The organism is Gammaproteobacteria bacterium (genome assembly GCA_014075255.1).
Lineage (GTDB): Bacteria > Pseudomonadota > Gammaproteobacteria > UBA4575 > UBA4575 > JABDMD01.
In genome coordinates this window covers 1,977,793-1,995,727 of the sequence record CP046178.1, presented here as the reverse complement: position 1 = coordinate 1,995,727, position 17,935 = coordinate 1,977,793, and the positions used below count along the sequence as shown (strand labels likewise).

Below are 17,935 nucleotides of genomic sequence, written 5' to 3'. Positions count from 1 at the left end.
GCTATCTTTGATAGACTAATCTCATGTCTCTAGCCAATAAAAATATTTTGCTCGGCGTAAGTGGTGGTATAGCTGCTTACAAAAGTGCAGAAATAGTGCGTGAATTAATTCGTGCACATGCACATGTGCGTGTAGTCATGACTCGATCTGCTAAAGAATTCATTACTCCCCTTACATTCCAGGCTTTATCTGGCAACCCCGTTCTATCCGATGAGTTTGAACATGCCGAATCTGCAAATGGGATGGACCATATTGAATTGGCTCGCTGGGCAGATGCGGTACTTATCGCACCTGCGAGTGCAAATACCATTGCAAAATTGACCCACGGTGGTGCGGATGATTTGCTCAGTACAACATGCTTAGCAACTAAAGTGCCCATTGCATTAGCTCCGGCGATGAATCAAGCCATGTGGGCTAATAGTGCAACACAAGATAATGTTGAACTGTTACGCAAGCGCGGCTTATTATTTTTTGGTCCTGCTGCCGGCTCACAAGCTTGTGGAGATGTAGGCGAAGGGCGCATGTTTGAACCTCATCAACTACTCCTTTCATTAAGTAATTTATTTAATACGGGCGAACTAACCGGGATCAATGTCATGGTAACGGCTGGCCCTACTCGCGAACCCATTGATCCAGTGCGATACATCAGTAATCGCAGTTCAGGTCGAATGGGTTATGCCATTGCAGAAGCGGCTCATGACGCAGGCGCCAACGTACAACTCATATCTGGGCCAGTTTCATTAGCGGTACCTGATGACATTGAATGTATCTCCGTAACAACCGCACAAGAAATGTTTGATGCGGTGCAAACAGATATTAATACTCAACAAATCTTTATAAGCTGTGCTGCCGTTGCAGATTATCGACCCGTTACTAAACAACCTGAGAAAATAAAAAAGCTACATGATGATCTATCCGTAACCATGGTGCGCAACCCTGACATTATTGCTGAGGTGGCTAGACAAGATAACAAACCTTTTGTGGTGGGCTTTGCAGCAGAGACTCGTGAACTTAATAAATATGCCAAACAGAAATTAGAGCGTAAACGCCTGGATATGATCGCAGGTAATGATGTCTCTGATGACAACATTGGTTTTGATAGCCCAGAAAATGCACTAGAAGTTTTTTGGACAGGTGGACATTGCTCACTAGAGCGTGATACAAAAACAAAAATCGCGCGACGACTTATTGGTCTAATCGCAGAACGTTACGCCAACACAGATAAGAGAAGCAATGTCACAGTACTCAAAAACGCAAAAGACCGAAGTCAGAATACTCGATAGCCGCATCGGTAAAGAAATCCCGCTACCTACTTATGCCACTGCTGGATCTGCAGGGATGGATTTACGCGCCTGTGTTGATGCATCAATAACTATTTCACCAGGTGAAACTGTATTAATCCCAACAGGCATCTCCATTTACATCCAAGACCCTGGGCTTGCCGCAACCATTTTACCACGTTCAGGCCTAGGCCACAAACATGGGATCGTTTTAGGCAACCTAGTCGGATTGATTGATTCAGACTATCAAGGCCCGCTAATGGTATCGCTTTGGAATCGTGGCAGCGAAACATTTTCTATCGATGTGGGGGATCGTATTGCTCAATTGGTTATCGTGCCGATAGTGCAAACTGAATTTGAAATTGTTGAAGAATTTACAGTATCGGATCGAGGTGAGGGTGGCTTCGGTCACACCGGCACAACTTAGAGTTTTGCTAGTTTCTCTATTTCACATTTAAATTAAAACAATGAATATAGATCCCCATATTTTTCGTGCTTACGATATCCGCGGTGTGGTTAAGACTGCGCTGAAACCAGAAGTCGTCACATTGATAGGCCAAGCTTTAGGAGGCCTGTATCCAAACAGTAAAACCGTGGTTGTGGGCCGTGATGGCAGAATGTCTAGTAAACAGCTGGTAGATAGTCTAAGCCATGGCCTGCAGGCTTGTGGCTGTGAAGTTATAGATATTGGTGAAGTGCCAACGCCTGTGTTGTATTACGCCACTCATAAACTTAACACCGGTGCAGGTGTAATGGTGACTGGCAGCCATAACCCACCTGAATATAACGGCCTGAAAATGGTAATGGATGGAAGAACACTGCATGGTGAAGACATACAGGCCATTTACCAATGTATTATAAATAATCAACTTAAGTCCGAAGCAGGCAGTATTAAACAAGAAGATCTATTAGATACTTACATTTCAAGAATAGCCGAAGACGTGAAACTTGCGCGTCCTCTACGAATCGGCGTTGACTGTGGCAATGGTGTTGCAGGACCCGCTGCACTAACATTATTTAAACAACTAGGGTGTGAAATTTTCGATTTATATTGTGATGTAGATGGGAGTTTTCCTAACCACCACCCCAATCCCAGCGATCCAAAAAACCTTGAAGATTTAATTACATGTGTGCATAAAAATAAACTGCACTTAGGCCTTGCTTTTGACGGTGACGGTGACCGAGTTGGGGTTGTTGATGATAAGGGAGAAGTATTATGGGCAGATCGCCAAATGATGCTTTATTCTCGTGACGTACTTTCCAGAAAGCCGGGAGCAAAAATCATTTTTGATGTGAAATCATCTAGAAATTTAGCAGCCGTAATTGAAGCAGCCGGTGGCGAAGCCATAATGTGGAAAACAGGTCATTCATTTATTAAAAACAAAATGTCAGAAACAGGCGCTGAATTAGCGGGTGAAATGAGTGGACATATCTTTTTCAAAGAGCGCTGGTATGGCTTTGATGATGCACTTTATAGTGCTGCACGCTTATTAGAAATTCTTGCTAAGCAAGATCTGTCGAGTAGCGATCTATTTTCTACTCTACCAAACTCAATCAGTACGCCAGAAATTAACGTACACTTTGATGAGGACGGAGCACAACACGTGTTTATGCAAAAATTTGCCAGCCTCGTGGACCTCCCTGATGCAAAGATCACAACTATTGATGGCATCCGTGCTGATTACCAAAATGGTTGGGGCCTTGTGCGCGCTTCAAATACAACACCTTCTTTAGTGATTCGATTTGAAGCAGATGATGAAAGAGTAATAGAGAGTATTAAAAATGATTTTCGTCAACAAATGTCTAAAACGGATTCTAATATTGAATTGCCATTTTAACTTTCTTGTTAGTAGCTAATATCCACATGGAACCAAGCAGCGCCGATACAATCGCCAGAGTTTTAATTGAGGCTTTACCTTATATTCAAAAATTCTCTGGTAAAACAATAGTCATCAAATATGGTGGCAATGCGATGGTAGATGAAGATTTAAAAAGTAGTTTTGCTCGTGACATAGTGTTATTGAAACAGGTAGGCATTAATCCTGTAATTGTGCACGGTGGTGGTCCCCAAATTGGACAAACACTAGAGAAACTAGGCAAAAAAACTGAATTTATTGAAGGAATGCGCGTTACGGATAGCGAAACTATGCAGGTGGTTGAACAGGTTTTAGGTGGAATCGTTAATAAAGAAATTGTCGATCTCATCACCCAACATGGTGGCAATGCAAAAGGCATGATGGGCAAAGAGAACGGCGTAATTCAAGCTAAGCGCTTAACGATAACGCACAAATCAGAAGAATTAGAAGTGCCTGAAATTATTGATGTAGGTCATGTAGGCGAAGTTAGAAAAGTGAATCCTGAATATCTCGAGCAACTGAATAAGGATCGAATCATACCAGTCATTGCGCCAATTGGCTTAGGTGAAAATGGAGAGTCATTAAATATTAATGCGGATTTTGTCGCTGGCAAAGTAGCCTCAGCGCTACGTGCAGAAAAACTTATTCTGCTAACCAATACGCCAGGGGTACAGAAGGACGGTGAGCTTTTAACAGGTCTTAAGTATGATGAAATCAAGCAACTTATTGCTAGTGAAATAATTAAGGATGGTATGTTGCCTAAAGTAACTTGTGCTTGGGATGCAATTTCATCAGGCGTGAAAAATGCACATATTATTGATGGGCGTGTTCAACACGCGGTACTATTAGAATTATTTACCGATCAGGGTGTTGGAACTTTACTCAGCAGCTAACTCAGGATCTTTCAGTTCTAAATAACGATTGATGTCTCCGGCAAAGCGTTTTTTAATAACCAATTTTTCTTTTTCTTTAATCGCAAGGATATCGTCGACATTAGCAAGTTGTTCTTTGTAGTGCTTACGACTTTTGGTTAGCCAAGATGGAGTGTTATTGCCGTTAGCCTTTAAACGTTGCTCAGATGAATTTAATTCATCAAGTTTATTAGTAAATCTATTTTTACGTATCATAGTAATTCTTATCGCGGACTCTACTGTTTCAATTCGCTCATCACGCACGAGCTCAATATCTTCTACGGTTAAATACATGGCTAATAAAACACGATCTCTATGTTCTGCCTTTTCTGTTTTTTGTTTTTTTAGTTTCTCTAATTTAGCTAAACGCTGCACTTCTTCTATTTCGCCTACTGTTTTAGGTGCTGGAATTGTTTTCACCACACGACCGGTATCATTTAATAGTTCTTGTTTCTTTTGAGATTCAGCTGGAGGCAAGCTATCGCTATAGTGAATGGTGCCAGTATTGTCTACCCAGCGATAAAACTCGGCATACACATTACTTGTCATGCTTAAGACCAGGATTAATAACAAGTAGCTTAGATATTTTGCTGGGAACATATTGCTTATCTGTGTTTTTCTATTGGGAATTTTACTACCATATACTAAAAAGTTAGAGTCAAAATAGCTTGTTTAATCGCGAAACTTTACTCACTCGTCATATAAGGACCACAACCCAGCAAAAACATTAACCTTGTTTGTTGTAAGGTAATAGACTGGTACTTTTCCAGGTAGTTTTTAAGTGCTTCTAGATGCTCACCATACATATTGTTGCTTTCTGCATATTCGATAAGTTCTCTCGCACCCGCCACTGTTGTAACCGATATATTTAAATCTCGTTCAACTTGTTGAACGGCAGAAAGCGATTGGTCACTACTGCGCTCTTGACGATCAAAGGCTATTACCACACCTTTTACCTGCGCCATGGGCCCCGCCTGATTAATGATCTCTGCTGCCTCATTAATGGCAGTTCCAGCTGTAATTACGTCATCAAGGATCAATATCTTTCCGCTTAAGGGTGCACCAACTATATGTCCCCCATCACCATGTATTTTCACTTCTTTGCGATTAAAGGCATAGGGATAATTTCTACCGTGGTCTCGTGATAAAGTCATAGCCACAACTGCTACCAACGGAATGCCTTTGTAAGCAGGTCCAAAAAGCATATCAAAATCCAAATTTGCATCTACGATCGCTTGGGCATAGAACTGACTTAGTCGATCCAATGCTTGCCCGTCATTGAATAATCCAGCATTAAAAAAGTATGGGCTAATTCGGCCAGATTTAAGTGTAAATTCACCAAACTGTAAAACACCCTGCTCAACTGCAAATTGAATAAACTTAGTACTATTTTTCATGTGGATATTTTTATTAAGGGATCTTTGCTAGTGTACTAAAAATTAATTTATTTTGATCTAATCCCAATTAACTATGCGCATCATCACAGTCAATGTAAACGGTATACGAGCGGCGGCTCGTAAGGGCTTTTTTGATTGGTTGAAAAAGCAAAAGGCCGATGTAGTCTGCATACAAGAAACCAAAGCACAAATTCATCAACTTGAGGAAGACCCTATCTATTTCCCTAAGGGTTATCATTGTTATTACGTCGATGCAGTTAAAAAAGGCTACAGTGGTGTAGCGGTTTACAGTAAGCATGAGCCAATAAAAGTAATAAGAAAATACGGCGATGATGAATTTGACAGTGAAGGTCGTTACTTAGAACTACAATTCGAGAATCTTGCAGTAGTTTCTTTATACGCCCCATCTGGTTCTTCCAGCGACGAAAGACAAGAGGCCAAATTTCGTTTCATGAAAACCTTTATGAAACATCTAAAAAACTTAAAGCGGCGCAAAAAGGAATACATTATTTGCGGTGATTGGAATATTGCCCATAAAGAAATTGACTTGAAGAACTGGCGAGGGAATAAGAAAAACTCAGGCTTTTTGCCTGAAGAACGCGCTTGGTTAGACTGTTTATTTGATGACATTGGTTATATAGATGTATTCAGAGAGTTTAATCCAAAAGAAGATCAATACACTTGGTGGTCGAATCGAGGTCAAGCTTGGGCTAATAATGTCGGCTGGCGGATTGATTACCATATTGCAACACCAAAATTAAAGGATGTGGCCAAAAAAGTTAGTATCTATAAAGATGAACGCTTTTCAGATCATGCTCCCTTAATTATTGATTACAAACTATAAAATTGAGCGTCTATTCTAAAAAAATCTCTTGGTCAGAAGCACTAAAGGTTTATAAAGAGCCTAAAGTTCTTGCCATGTTATTTTTGGGATTTTCTGCGGGTCTACCACTATTTTTAGTCTTTGGAACACTTTCAATTTGGTTGCGAAGAGAAGGGGTAGACCGGAGTGCAATTGGGTTTATCTCATGGGTAACGCTATTTTATGGACTAAAATTTTTATGGGCACCTCTTGTAGATCGTCTATCGATTCCATTTCTAACTAGCTTTTTAGGTCAGAGACGTAGTTGGATGCTAGTAGCGCAATTAGGCGTGATATTTGGTTTATGGTGGATGGCAAGTACAGACCCATCTGTTCAGATAGGTGCATTAGTAATAGGCGCACTTTTAGTTGCATTTTCTTCTGCAACACAAGATATAAGTATTGATGCTTGGCGCATTGAATCAGCCTCTGTAGACCATCAAGGCGCAATGGCTGGTGCATATCAAATAGGTTATCGATTAGGACTCATCCTAGCATTTGGTGGTGCAGCTACTATTGCAGGAAGTTTTTCATGGAATGTTGCCTATTTCTTAATGGGCTGCGCTATGTTTGTAGGCTTAATATCTACTTTCATAATTTCTGAACCTAAACGAAGTATCGATCAACAAACATGGACGCAGGAAAAACGTGTTACTTCATACTTAGACCAGAATTCCAAATTACCTAATTCATTGCGTACAATTATTGCTTGGCTAATAGGAGCGGTTGCTTGTCCCTTTATAGACTTCTTTAAAAGAAATGGACTCTTAGCTTTATTAATTCTTCTGTTTATTGGCCTATTTCGTATTAGTGACATCACCATGGGTGTTATGGCAGGGCCTTTATATGTAGATATGGGTTTTACAGATACTCAGCTTGGTTTAATTAAAGGTACGTTTGGAATTACGGTTACCATATTGGGCGCACTAATAGGCGGTGTATTAGTAATGCGCTATGGGGTTTTTATAATGCTGATTATTTCAGCAATACTTGTTGTGCTTACAAATCTTGTATTTGCTTGGATGGCTACACAAGCTGCAGATATATTTATGCTCGCAACTGTTATTACTGCAGATAATTTAAGCGGAGGAATTGCGGGCTCTACATTTATTGCATATTTATCAGGACTTACTAATCGTGCTTACACGGCCACACAATACGCCTTATTCAGTTCTATTATGCTACTGCCAGGTAAGTTCATTGGTGGATTCTCTGGTCAAATAGTGGATAACATCGGTTACGCAAATTTCTTTATTTATGCGGCCATGCTAGGAGTGCCATCCATAGTGCTAGCAATCTTCTTGTACTCTCGAAAAGATAAACTTTTTAGAACAAATACGCGTACGGAAGGTCAAAATATAAAATAACATTCCTCAGGAGTCAGTCATGAAGTTTAAATTGTTAACTATTACGTTTTTTACATGTGTGTTTGCTGGGAGCTTACATGCGGGTTGGTTTGATAAGGCAAAAGAATTATTAAATGAATCAGGCGTCACCTCTTCTAGTGCGAGTAAATTAACGGATGGAGAAGTTTCTTCAGGCCTTAAAGAAGCATTACGTGTAGGTTCTGATTTAGTCGTTAACCAACTGGGTGTTACGGATGGTTTTAATGCTGACCCAAGTATTCATATACCATTACCCAATAGTTTGAAGAAAGTGCAATCCACTTTAGACAAAGTTGGTATGAGTGGCATGCTGGATGATTTAGAAACGCGATTGAATCGAGCGGCAGAGATTGCTACGCCAAAAGCAAAGGAATTATTTTTTAATGCAATCCAAGCAATGACGCTTGATGATGCACGTAACATCCTAGGTGGAGAAAACGATGCTGCAACACGTTATTTCCAATCTAAAATGACACCTGACTTAGTAACAGAATTCACCCCTATAGTGAATGACAGTTTGTCAGAAGCTGGAGCAATACAAAGTTACGACAAAGCGATTGGGCAATATAAAAAGCTCCCTTTAGTTCCAGATGCTAAAGCGGATTTAAGTAGTTATGTTGTAGAAAAAGGTATGGATGGAATTTTTCACTACCTTGCAGTAGAAGAAGCTAAGATAAGAACTAACCCTGTTGCACGGACAACAGATTTATTGAAAAAAGTTTTCGCTAAGTAATATAACGAAATATTATGGAATGATTTCGATGAGAGTGCCGTCTTCCACAGACTCCCAGATTTCATCCATTTCATGATCTTGTACAGCAATGCAGCCTTCCGTCCAATCGTCTTGATTAAATAAAAGGCTTGTTTTTTCTACCCAATTACTGGGTTGGCCGTGAATCATAATTGCACCGCCTGGAGAATCACCACGTTCGCGTGCATCACGATGATCTGTCTTACTGGGGTAAGAAACATGAATAGAGCGGTAAAACTTACTATTAGGATTACGCCAATCTAAAGTGTAAATACCTTCTGGTGTACGGGAATCGCCTTCACGCGCTTTATGCCCATCTGGTTGTTTGCCAAGCGCAATTCGATAAGTTTTAAGAAGTTCGCTACCGCGATATAGATATAGCTTACGTTCAGCTTTTTTAACCACCACATAATCTGCTTTATCGATTATGGTCGCATCTTCTGTAGAAGCATGAACCGTACTAATTAAAAAAAAGTAATGCAAAACGCTATGCTAAAACTAATACAGATTATTTTTCGTGGTCTAAAATATTTTATCAAGGTTGCACTCTCGTTATTAATGCCAAATCAGAAAGTGTGGCAATTCAATTTGCTAACCTAGTTAATTTTACGGCTGACTGCGCTTACTTTTAACCCATTTTAGGATGGGCTCCCACATTTCACGGTCAAGCTCGGTGGCACCCGGCGCCATTTCAAATATTCCTAATCCTCGTTCTGCGGCTTTAATGTAATTTTGACTGTCCCGTAACATGGTTAAAAACGGTATACGCTGCTTACTAAGGAAGTCATCCAGTTCCCAATAGATGTTTGTATAGTCACGAGAGCGATTTGCAACCAGTGCGAGTTTTGCTCTTTTACGTTGAACGGGCGCTGATTTTTTTAATTCCGCGATGAATCCACTCACCGCGCGCATATCAATGGGCGAAGGCAACACCGGTATAAGAATAGTTTGGGCTTTATTCAACATTTTGCTTAGATCACCACCATGCATTCTGGCTGGGGCATCATGAATGACAAAGTCGGTATTTCGGCTAGGGCGTTTTGCGCTTTTTTTATAGGCTGCAATGCCCTCAATTGGCGGGCGGGCGGCGGAACGTGACGCTAGCCAGTCCATGCTACTACCTTGTTGATCATAATCCATTATCACCACTTTCTTATTCTGCGAGGCAAAATAAGAAGCCAAATTTGTCGCGATTGTGGATTTTCCTGATCCACCCTTTGAATTAATCACCATAATGTTGCGCATTTCTTTAACACCTCACGTATGTAGATTGGTAGACGAAGTTTGTCTTAACTATGACGACATGCCAAGTGCAATTAATTACTTCTATACAAAACACTCTTGCGAGTGGCTTTCAAAAGCTAGTGGAGTAAGGCCACAACGATGAGGTAGGAGATACTTTATTGTATAAAACCTTCTAAAGAAGGAAGAGAAATTGATAAGGCTTATAGACCACAGTCGCACGCTGGAAGCTTCTTTTCTAGAATTACATTATGATCACTTTTTAAGGAGATCGAAGCATTAACCGTATATTTAATACATAAATTCAGCAATTACTGGCGCATGATCTGAAGGTCGTTCATTACTACGTGGTGCCTTATCCACTACGCTGAAGCTGCAATTGCCCTCAAGCGCTGTGCTAGCAAGAATCAAATCAATCCTCAGACCAAGGTTACGGCGAAATCCTGCAGCGCGGTAATCCCACCAACTGAAGGTATTTACCTCTTGATCAAATAGCCTAAAGGTATCCACAAACCCTAAATCGGTAATTGTACCCAGCGCTTTACGCTCTTTTTCACTACATAAGATCTTATTTCGCCATGCTTCAGAATCATGCACGTCAGCATCTTCTGGGGCGATATTGAAATCACCCAACACTACATAGTTTGGGTATTTTTTTATGTCTTGCTTGATAAACGCGGTAACTTTTTTCAACCAATCTAGTTTGTACTCATACTTATCAGAGTCCACTTCTTTGCCATTGACCACATAGAGATTTAATACCCGAACATCGTCTATGGTTACAGCAAGAATCCTGCGCTGCGGGTCATCCAACCCCTTAATATCTTTTACGACATCACTGCCTGCCTGTTTTGAAAGTACCGCCACTCCGTTATAGGTCTTTTGTCCTGAATATTGTACTTGGTAACCCGCCTGTTGAATTTCCTCAAAAGGAAAATCTTCATCTACCATTTTGGTTTCTTGTAAAGCGAGTACTTCCACTGGATTATCTTCCAGCCACTCCAATACTTGCGGCAATCGCACTCTTAACGAATTCACATTCCAAGAAGCAATTTTCATAATTTCTGCTTAAATAAGCTTTGTTAAAATCATGAGAAACGAAACCCATGTAATCGTTTTTTCATGCGCCATGATGAAATTTTAACGCCCAACAAAAGACCCACAATTATTAGTGCTAGAGGTAGGCCAATTAATGTCCATTTTTTGTTTTCATAATCGAGCCCTAACTTAGACTCTCTGTTTTGCGTGTGAGATGGGTTAATTGAAGCTTCAATTGTTTGGGCATTCCCAGCGTCGGCGATTTGTTCTTGCAGTCTCTGGTTTATTTCTTGTTCTTTATCTAAAGCACTTTGTAATTCATAAATTTTATTGGTTTCAGCTTCGTTATCTATAACCGCAACCTGGTTTTGTCCACTATTTTTAAGCACTTCAATTTCTGCTTCCAACTCTTTATTCTTTTCACTGACTGAATAATAAAGCAGTTTATCCGGTGGCTCTTCTACTAAAAAAGCTGATTTCACCCAGCCCTCTGTACCGTCGTAAATACTTACTCGACTGAAACCATCTTGAGTCGAAAACACTTCCACGGAATCCCCGCTAGCAATTGTTTGTAGCAGTTCGCTCTCAGCACTTGGTTTTGAGTACACTCGTAATTGTAGCGAATCGGTTACGTAAGCAAATTCCTGCGCCCAGAGTAATTGTGTGCAAAGAGCAAGTAATGCTGAAATACATAAACATTTTTTCATTGCCGAGCATTATGCCTCAACTGCCTTACTTTTGGTTATATGAAAAAAATAATAGAACGCGGCTAGTATTAATAAGCACCTATAGTCTTCAGGAAAATACTGACGACAAATACCACAAATAAAAATGCTAGTCCTACTGAGAAAAGGCGATTATTACGTGAAATATGAATTTCTGATTTTGAGGAAAGTAAAAAAGGTTGGTACTTTTTTGTTTGAGGTTTTTTAAGCACATGCATGCGTTTAGGTAATGGTCTTGATAATTGCTGTTCTAATACAATTTTTTTTGCATCGGCACGTGCATTTTCCCACTCTTCTTGGTTGATTTGGCCATCGTTATTTTTATCATATTCAGCAAGTTTTTCTTTATCGCGTTTTAGTTCACGCAAATGTGCGCTTGCCGCATCTTTAAGGTTTTCTTCAACACCTGTTCCCATCGAGCTATATTCACCAATTGCATAGAGATACTCATATTGATCTAAGCGTCGCTCGGTATAACGGTATTTTTCGCCTGACTGAAAAATAGCGCCCCCTAACACGTCAAGTGGGGACATGTGCGCAGAAGGATTTATGCGTTTAGACCCATACCATGTGTTTGAAGAGCTAGGTGTCACTTCTGCATCTTCAGGATCAATAACACACGTACCTGTATCATCTTCTAGTAAAAACAAGTGGTCACTCACGCCACCATCAATATGGCGCCACTTTTGTTTAGAATGTGCAACATACTCGTCAACTGAGAAGGAGTACCACACACAAGGTTGTCCACTTAATGGGGCATGAATATCCGGCCCTTCCATCCATTTAGCGGTGCCATGAAGCTCAACATATCCTTGAGTACAAGAACGTATTTTTGATGTGGGCATGTCTTCGATCAAGCGTGCCCGATGAAACATTCGCAGTGCAGCAAGTAAACAAATTACTGCCCCAACAAATAATGCGGTTATTAAAAACCAATCGCCACCGCTAAAGTGCGCTAATTCTTGCACGGAACGATAAGGTAAACGTTAAAGAAGCGCCAAACTTTAATTAAACAATGCTTTTACATCTACGTCTTGCGTATCTGACTCAGCAAACTCAAGCAATTCGAATGGTTTGAAAGCTAGCGCTCTCGCTACTATTAAATCTGGAAATTGTTCAATGCGAACATTATTGCGATTTACGCTTTCATTATAAAACTCACGACGATCTGCAATCGAATTTTCTAAACCTGAAATTCTTCCTTGTAGGTGTTGAAAAGTTTCGTTTGCTTTAAGTTCTGGATAATCTTCAGCTACTGCAAACAAGTTGCCTAAGCCCATACGCAACATCCCTTCTCCTGAACCCAGTGCATTCATGTCACCAGATTGTTGCGCATTAGAAACTCTTGAGCGAGCTTCCATTACTTTGGTTAACGTCTCTTGTTCATATCCCATGTATTGCTTACACACTTCAATGAGTTTTGGGATTTCGTCATGGCGTTGTTTCAACAACACATCGATATTGGACCATGCCTTAGTTACCGCGTGTTTTAGATTAACTAGATTGTTATAAATGACAATGAAGTAGCCAGCCAAAACAATAATAATGGCTAGAAAAATAATGCTCCCGATTCCCATGTGCGCTCCCTAGTTGTTTAGATTGAAATTTTCAACTACATAACAATTAATATGGGGGTATTTTCTTTAAAATCAACCATCTACGCTAGTAAAATGATGACTAGTGTGGAGTTAATACTGACTAACTAATTAATATCAGTTGTTAATAGGCTAGCTACTAAACATCAATGTTTGTCGCAGACAACGCATTTTGTTCTATAAATTCTCGACGCGGCTCGACTTGATCACCCATCAATGTGGTAAACACCTCATCTGCTGCAATCGCATCTTCAATTTTAACTTGCATCATTCGCCGAACTTCTGGGTCCATGGTGGTTTCCCAAAGCTGATCGGGGTTCATTTCGCCCAGGCCTTTATAACGCTGGATTGTTTGTCCACGCTTTGCCTCGTCCATCAACCAAGTCATCATTACAACAAAATCTTGGCTCTCATGCTTGCGTTCGCCACGTTGAATAAACGCGCCTTCTTGCAACAAACCATCAAGTTGATTGGCAAAATTTCGCAACAATTTAAAATCTGCAGAAGTGAAGAAATCTTCATTATAAACATCATCTTTTGCCTGGCCGTGTACCCACTTCACTAGAGTAAGGTGGCCCGGTGAATTCTCCCAATCTTCCGTTACCGTATATTTTGTACCCGAAGTTTGCTGTTGATTAAGTTGCTCAGCCAGTATGTTAAACCATGTTCCCAAAGCAACACGTGCGCTTTTATCTTCTGTAGATTCAATCTCGGGTGCAGGTGTGTGTAACATTGCAAGCAATACTTCTTTTTCATGTACACGATTGAGTCTTTGAATCGTAGGCATGGCAGCCATATGGCTTTTGCTTAATTCTTCTAGCGCGTTACCTGAAATAGCGGGCGCCGTTGCATTCACATGTAACCCTGCCCCATCTAATGCTTGCTGGAGTAAATTCGCGTTTAGCTCTACGTCATCTTTTATATAGGTTTCTTGTTTTCCTTTTTTAACTTTGTACAACGGTGGCTGACCAATATATATGTAACCGCGCTCAATTAATTCAGGCATTTGTCGGTAAAAGAATGTTAATAATAATGTGCGAATATGCGACCCATCCACATCCGCATCCGTCATGATAATAATGTGGTGATAACGAAGTTTGTCGGGATCAAATTCTTCTTTGCCTATTCCACATCCTAATGCAGTAATAAGAGTACCCACTTCAACCGAACTCAACATTTTATCAAAACGTGCCTTTTCGACGTTCAATATTTTTCCTTTTAACGGCAGTATGGCTTGTGTGTGTCGATCGCGTGCTTGTTTAGCTGAGCCTCCTGCTGAATCACCCTCCACTAAGAACAGTTCACTCAAAGCTGGATCTTTCTCTTGGCAATCCGCTAACTTACCCGGCAGTCCTGCTACATCTAAGGCGCCTTTGCGGCGTGTCATTTCACGCGCTTTGCGCGCAGCTTCGCGCGCGCGCGAAGCTTCAACAATTTTATTTACGATAGCTTTCGCTTCTGCTGGACTTTCCATTAAAAAATCTTGCAGCGCTTCTGATACCGCAGAATCAACAATGCCTTTCACTTCCGATGAAACCAGTTTGTCTTTAGTTTGCGAAGAAAACTTTGGATCCGGCACCTTAACGGACAATACCGCAGTAAGTCCTTCACGCGCATCGTCACCGGTCATGGTTATTTTGTATTTCTTAGCAATACCTTGCTTTTCGATGTACTGATTTAATGAACGAGTCAGTGCACCACGCAAACCTGCTAAGTGAGTTCCGCCATCACGCTGAGGAATGTTATTAGTAAAACAAAAAATATTTTCCTGATAGGAATCATTCCACTGTAATGCCACCTCGATGCCCATATCTTGGCGCCGAGTATCTACATAAATCACCGTATCATGCAGTGGTGTTTTCTTTGTATTGAGGTGTTCTACAAATGCTCGAATACCGCCATCATATTGAAATGTATCGTTTTTTTCTGAGCGCTCATCTTTAAGCTTAATACATACGCCGGAATTTAAGAATGACAATTCGCGTAAGCGTTTGGCTAAAATGTCGTAATGAAATTCGGTGTCTCCAAAGACATCTGGGCTAGGCGTAAAGCGAATGGTGGTTCCGGTTTTATCTGTTTTATCGCCCTGTTTTAATGGGTGTATAGGTTCACCCATTTGATATTCTTGTTGATGGGCATAGCCGCTGCGATTTATAGAAAGAATCAACTTTGATGACAATGCATTTACCACTGACACACCCACGCCATGTAACCCGCCAGAAACTTTGTAAGAGTTATCATCAAATTTACCACCGGCATGCAATACCGTCATAATGACTTCTGCTGCTGAACGATTCTCTTCCTCGTGCATATCGACAGGAATACCTCGACCATCATCTGATACCGATACCGAGCCATCGGTATGGATGATTACTTGTACGTCGCTACAGTGGCCCGCTAAGGCTTCATCGATAGAATTATCTACAACCTCAAAGACCATGTGGTGAAGGCCAGTGCCGTCATCGGTATCACCGATATACATACCCGGGCGTTTACGTACCGCCTCAAGCCCTTTTAGGACTTTGATATTCGTTGAATCGTATGTGGCTTTCTTTGGTTTCTCGGACTTATTTTGGTCGTCTGACATAGTTTATTTATACGTTTAATGTAATGCTGGATTATACCAAGCCTTTCGCACAAGAGCTTGTACATCCGCTTCAAACAGAAGATAAATATTTGTTACTTCATGGGCTTACAAACACCTTGTTTCACGTGAAACACCTTGGTGTCATCCCAGCCCAGTAACTCGATCTGCCCCTCTTCTATTGCGGTAATAAACACTTGGCAGCCTAGCGTTTGTAATGCCGTGATCAGAGCATGCGCATGCTGTTGATCTAATTCGGCACGTATATCATCTAATAACACAACGCACTTCTTTTTATTGAAGTGTTGAATATGGTTTATTTGTGCAAGTAACAAACAAGCTGCGATGAGCTTTTGCTGACCTCGTGAGGCTACTGCAGCGGCATCCTGCTGATTTAAGAATAATTTAATATTTGCGCGGTGCGGTCCGCAACCAGTAGTTTTGCTTACTAACTCTTGTTCCCTTAGGCTACACAGCGCTGTTTCAAGACCCGCCTCTTCTGACCAACCTCGGTGATAGCTCATGCTGACTTCACATTCTGGCAGCAGGCTGTTGCTATAATTGTCGAAATATGGACTAATTTCTTGAAAAATCTCCGATCTTGCAATACCAATCTCTTCGCCCAATACGCTTAGTCGGTTTGTCCATACTGAAAGCTCCTCTGTATCGCATCGATTTCGTAGCGCAGTGTTCCGCTGACGCAAACATTTATTATAATCACGCCAATTTTGTAAAAATTGATGTTTCACGTGAAACGCGGACCAATCCATGTAGTTACGTCGATGTTTGCCGCTGCCTTGAATAAGCTGGTGCGAATCCGGATGCATGCATAGCACAGGCAAATAGCTGGCATGGCTAGAAATTGAAGCCACTTTTTCTTGATTACAATGCAATACCGTCTGTTTTGAAGATTTTTGGATACCGAGGCGTGCAAACCCATCCACAGCGTCTACTTTCCCGCTAACAATAAGGTCGGTTGCTTGTTTGCGAACTAAAGGAGAGGTGCGTCGTTCTCGAAAAGACCGTCCGCGACTGAGCACATCAATGGCCTCTAGAATACTGGTTTTACCCGCACCATTTTCACCAATAAATAAGTTGGCATCAGCTGCCAAAGAAATATCTAGTTGTTCAATTATTCTTAGGTTTTGAACGAGGAGAGTTTGCAGCGCCAATGGTAGAGCTTGTTTGCGTGCCAGAGATAAACTATAGGCGCATTGGCATGACAACGTAGCGACTTGCTTGGCTGCCCGGTGAAACAATTAAAGCGCTGCTGTTTGCGTCTTGAATAATAACTTCCACTTTATCTGACTCAAGGGCATTCAGTACATCGAGCAGATATACAACATTAAATCCGACTTCTAAGCGGTCGCCAGTGTACTCGATCTCAATTTCATCTTCGGCTTCTTCGTGCTCAGGATTATGTGCCTGAATAACCATAATATTGTTATCAAGTATCAGTCTTATGCCTTTATATTTTTCGTTCGATAAGATAGAAGCTCTTGTAAGTGCTTGTTTAAGAAGTACTTTATCAACCTTAGCGCGATTGTCGCACTCTTCGGGTAACACGCGTTGATATTCCGGAAATCGTCCATCAATGAGCTTCGATGTAAATTGCAAATTAGCTAAATTCACACGCAAGTGGTTCTTACCAATTGCAACCGTAATTTCATTGTCTTCCTGGCTGAGCAAGCGCAACAATTCTTGCACGCCTTTGCGTGGCAAGATGATTTGTCGCGAACCGTCGATATCTGATTTGTGTTCCAGCTGGGAAAGGGCAAGCCGGTGTCCATCTGTTGCTACCGTACGAATTTGTCCAGCATCCAATTCTAATAACAAACCATTTAAGTAGTAACGTACATCTTGCTGTGCCATTGCAAAAGCAGATTTTTCAATTAAGGTCTTAAAATCTCCTTCCTTAATGACTACATTTTGATCCAATTCCAGGTCACCGATTGTTGGAAAATCTTCAGCAGGTAATGTTGCTAAAGAAAACCGACTGCGCCCTGAGCTGACTTTTATTTTTTCATTTGAAGAATTAATTGCGATGTTAGAGTCATCTGGTAAAGAACGGCAGATATCTAGCAACTTTCTTGCCGGAATCGTCGTTGCTCCTTGATCTTCAATTTCCATATCAAGTGTCGCGACCAATTCAACCTCAAGATCCGTTGCTGTGATTGAAAGTTTTTGCTCACCGCCTCGAAGTAGCAGATTGCTGAGTGCGGGCATGGTTTGTCTGCGCTCTACGGCACCAATGATTTGCTGTAGAGGTTTTAATAGGTCTTCACGTTTTATAGATAACTGCATATTAT

18 protein-coding genes are annotated in these 17,935 nt (G+C 41.0%); 7 read left to right on the top strand and 11 right to left on the bottom strand.

Going from position 1 to position 17,935, the window contains the following annotated elements; translation table 11 throughout:
• The first annotated feature begins 23 nt into the window (after positions 1–23).
• The 4 genes from coaBC to argB are packed head-to-tail and all read left to right on the top strand — an operon-like array spanning position 24 to position 4,029.
• Positions 24–1,283, top strand: coding sequence for a bifunctional phosphopantothenoylcysteine decarboxylase/phosphopantothenate--cysteine ligase CoaBC (gene coaBC, locus GKR92_10165; protein QMU62038.1), 1,260 nt, complete (start codon positions 24–26; stop codon positions 1,281–1,283).
• A complete protein-coding gene (locus tag GKR92_10160) occupies positions 1,234–1,707 on the top strand; it encodes a dUTP diphosphatase (GenBank protein ID QMU62037.1) in 474 nt (157 codons plus the stop codon). Before coaBC ends, GKR92_10160 begins: the two co-directional genes overlap by 50 nt.
• A 40-nt stretch (positions 1,708–1,747) precedes the next feature.
• Complete coding sequence (locus GKR92_10155) at positions 1,748–3,118, top strand: phosphomannomutase/phosphoglucomutase (protein ID QMU62036.1); 1,371 nt, start codon at positions 1,748–1,750, stop codon at positions 3,116–3,118.
• Positions 3,119–3,144: 26 nt separating this feature from the next.
• A complete protein-coding gene (argB, locus tag GKR92_10150) occupies positions 3,145–4,029 on the top strand; it encodes an acetylglutamate kinase (GenBank protein ID QMU62035.1) in 885 nt (294 codons plus the stop codon).
• Here the strand turns inward: argB and GKR92_10145 are convergent.
• Both GKR92_10145 and pyrE read right to left on the bottom strand, forming a co-directional pair.
• On the bottom strand, positions 4,015–4,647 hold the full coding sequence (locus tag GKR92_10145; protein ID QMU62034.1) for a DUF4124 domain-containing protein: 633 nt from the start codon (positions 4,645–4,647) through the stop codon (positions 4,015–4,017). The two genes, argB and GKR92_10145, sit on opposite strands and share 15 nt — an antisense overlap.
• Positions 4,648–4,733: 86 nt before the next feature.
• A complete protein-coding gene (gene pyrE, locus GKR92_10140) occupies positions 4,734–5,444 on the bottom strand; it encodes an orotate phosphoribosyltransferase (protein QMU62033.1) in 711 nt (236 codons plus the stop codon).
• A gap of 73 nt (positions 5,445–5,517) precedes the next feature.
• Between pyrE and xth (GKR92_10135) the strand changes: the two genes are divergently transcribed.
• Genes xth (GKR92_10135) through GKR92_10125 form a run of 3 tightly spaced genes read left to right on the top strand, consistent with a single transcriptional unit; the run spans position 5,518 to position 8,424 of the window.
• Complete coding sequence (gene xth, locus GKR92_10135) at positions 5,518–6,288, top strand: exodeoxyribonuclease III (GenBank protein QMU62032.1); 771 nt, start codon at positions 5,518–5,520, stop codon at positions 6,286–6,288.
• Entirely contained in the window at positions 6,285–7,673 is a 1,389-nt protein-coding gene (locus tag GKR92_10130; GenBank protein QMU62031.1) for an MFS transporter, read from the top strand. The genes xth (GKR92_10135) and GKR92_10130 overlap by 4 nt, the downstream gene beginning before the upstream one ends.
• A gap of 19 nt (positions 7,674–7,692) precedes the next feature.
• A complete protein-coding gene (locus tag GKR92_10125) occupies positions 7,693–8,424 on the top strand; it encodes a DUF4197 family protein (protein QMU62030.1) in 732 nt (243 codons plus the stop codon).
• 12 nt (positions 8,425–8,436) lie between these two features.
• On the opposite strand, the gene GKR92_10120 is transcribed toward GKR92_10125, so the two are convergent.
• The 9 genes from GKR92_10120 to dnaN form a co-directional block, all read right to left on the bottom strand.
• Positions 8,437–8,925 (bottom strand): L,D-transpeptidase family protein, encoded by a 489-nt coding sequence (locus tag GKR92_10120; GenBank protein QMU62029.1) that lies wholly within the window; start codon positions 8,923–8,925, stop codon positions 8,437–8,439.
• Positions 8,926–9,048: 123 nt separating this feature from the next.
• Positions 9,049–9,687, bottom strand: coding sequence for an AAA family ATPase (locus tag GKR92_10115; GenBank protein QMU62028.1), 639 nt, complete (start codon positions 9,685–9,687; stop codon positions 9,049–9,051).
• A gap of 288 nt (positions 9,688–9,975) precedes the next feature.
• Positions 9,976–10,743 (bottom strand): exodeoxyribonuclease III, encoded by a 768-nt coding sequence (gene xth, locus GKR92_10110; protein QMU62027.1) that lies wholly within the window; start codon positions 10,741–10,743, stop codon positions 9,976–9,978.
• A gap of 29 nt (positions 10,744–10,772) precedes the next feature.
• The gene (locus tag GKR92_10105) at positions 10,773–11,429 is read right to left on the bottom strand and encodes a TIGR04211 family SH3 domain-containing protein (GenBank protein ID QMU62026.1); all 657 of its coding nucleotides are present in this window, start codon (positions 11,427–11,429) and stop codon (positions 10,773–10,775) included.
• Positions 11,430–11,497: 68 nt separating this feature from the next.
• Complete coding sequence (locus tag GKR92_10100; protein ID QMU62025.1) at positions 11,498–12,415, bottom strand: hypothetical protein; 918 nt, start codon at positions 12,413–12,415, stop codon at positions 11,498–11,500.
• A gap of 36 nt (positions 12,416–12,451) precedes the next feature.
• Positions 12,452–13,024, bottom strand: a complete 573-nt coding sequence (locus GKR92_10095) for a LemA family protein (GenBank protein QMU62024.1) — start codon at positions 13,022–13,024, stop codon at positions 12,452–12,454.
• 157 nt (positions 13,025–13,181) lie between these two features.
• Positions 13,182–15,629 carry a DNA topoisomerase (ATP-hydrolyzing) subunit B gene (gene gyrB / locus GKR92_10090; protein QMU62023.1) on the bottom strand — a complete coding sequence of 816 codons (2,448 nt, stop codon included), beginning with the start codon at positions 15,627–15,629 and terminating at the stop codon, positions 13,182–13,184.
• Positions 15,630–15,721: 92 nt separating this feature from the next.
• Positions 15,722–16,885, bottom strand: a complete 1,164-nt coding sequence (gene recF / locus GKR92_10085) for a DNA replication/repair protein RecF (protein QMU62022.1) — start codon at positions 16,883–16,885, stop codon at positions 15,722–15,724.
• Positions 16,830–17,930: a DNA polymerase III subunit beta gene (gene dnaN, locus GKR92_10080; protein ID QMU62021.1), complete on the bottom strand. Its 1,101-nt coding sequence runs from the start codon at positions 17,928–17,930 to the stop codon at positions 16,830–16,832. Before dnaN ends, recF begins: the two co-directional genes overlap by 56 nt.
• Positions 17,931–17,935 lie beyond the last annotated feature (5 nt).

What these genes read in the sequence shown, in the direction of transcription:
- coaBC (QMU62038.1), top strand. Translation starts at nt 24, where the DNA reads ATGTCTCTAGCCAATAAAAATATTTTGCTCGGCGTAAGTGGTGGTATA.
- GKR92_10160 (QMU62037.1), top strand. Translation starts at nt 1,234, where the DNA reads ATGTCACAGTACTCAAAAACGCAAAAGACCGAAGTCAGAATACTCGAT.
- GKR92_10155 (QMU62036.1), top strand. Translation starts at nt 1,748, where the DNA reads ATGAATATAGATCCCCATATTTTTCGTGCTTACGATATCCGCGGTGTG.
- argB (QMU62035.1), top strand. Translation starts at nt 3,145, where the DNA reads ATGGAACCAAGCAGCGCCGATACAATCGCCAGAGTTTTAATTGAGGCT.
- GKR92_10145 (QMU62034.1), bottom strand. Translation starts at nt 4,647, where the DNA reads ATGTTCCCAGCAAAATATCTAAGCTACTTGTTATTAATCCTGGTCTTA.
- pyrE (QMU62033.1), bottom strand. Translation starts at nt 5,444, where the DNA reads ATGAAAAATAGTACTAAGTTTATTCAATTTGCAGTTGAGCAGGGTGTT.
- xth (QMU62032.1), top strand. Translation starts at nt 5,518, where the DNA reads ATGCGCATCATCACAGTCAATGTAAACGGTATACGAGCGGCGGCTCGT.
- GKR92_10125 (QMU62030.1), top strand. Translation starts at nt 7,693, where the DNA reads ATGAAGTTTAAATTGTTAACTATTACGTTTTTTACATGTGTGTTTGCT.
- GKR92_10115 (QMU62028.1), bottom strand. Translation starts at nt 9,687, where the DNA reads ATGCGCAACATTATGGTGATTAATTCAAAGGGTGGATCAGGAAAATCC.
- xth (QMU62027.1), bottom strand. Translation starts at nt 10,743, where the DNA reads ATGAAAATTGCTTCTTGGAATGTGAATTCGTTAAGAGTGCGATTGCCG.
- GKR92_10105 (QMU62026.1), bottom strand. Translation starts at nt 11,429, where the DNA reads ATGAAAAAATGTTTATGTATTTCAGCATTACTTGCTCTTTGCACACAA.
- GKR92_10095 (QMU62024.1), bottom strand. Translation starts at nt 13,024, where the DNA reads ATGGGAATCGGGAGCATTATTTTTCTAGCCATTATTATTGTTTTGGCT.
- gyrB (QMU62023.1), bottom strand. Translation starts at nt 15,629, where the DNA reads ATGTCAGACGACCAAAATAAGTCCGAGAAACCAAAGAAAGCCACATAC.
- dnaN (QMU62021.1), bottom strand. Translation starts at nt 17,930, where the DNA reads ATGCAGTTATCTATAAAACGTGAAGACCTATTAAAACCTCTACAGCAA.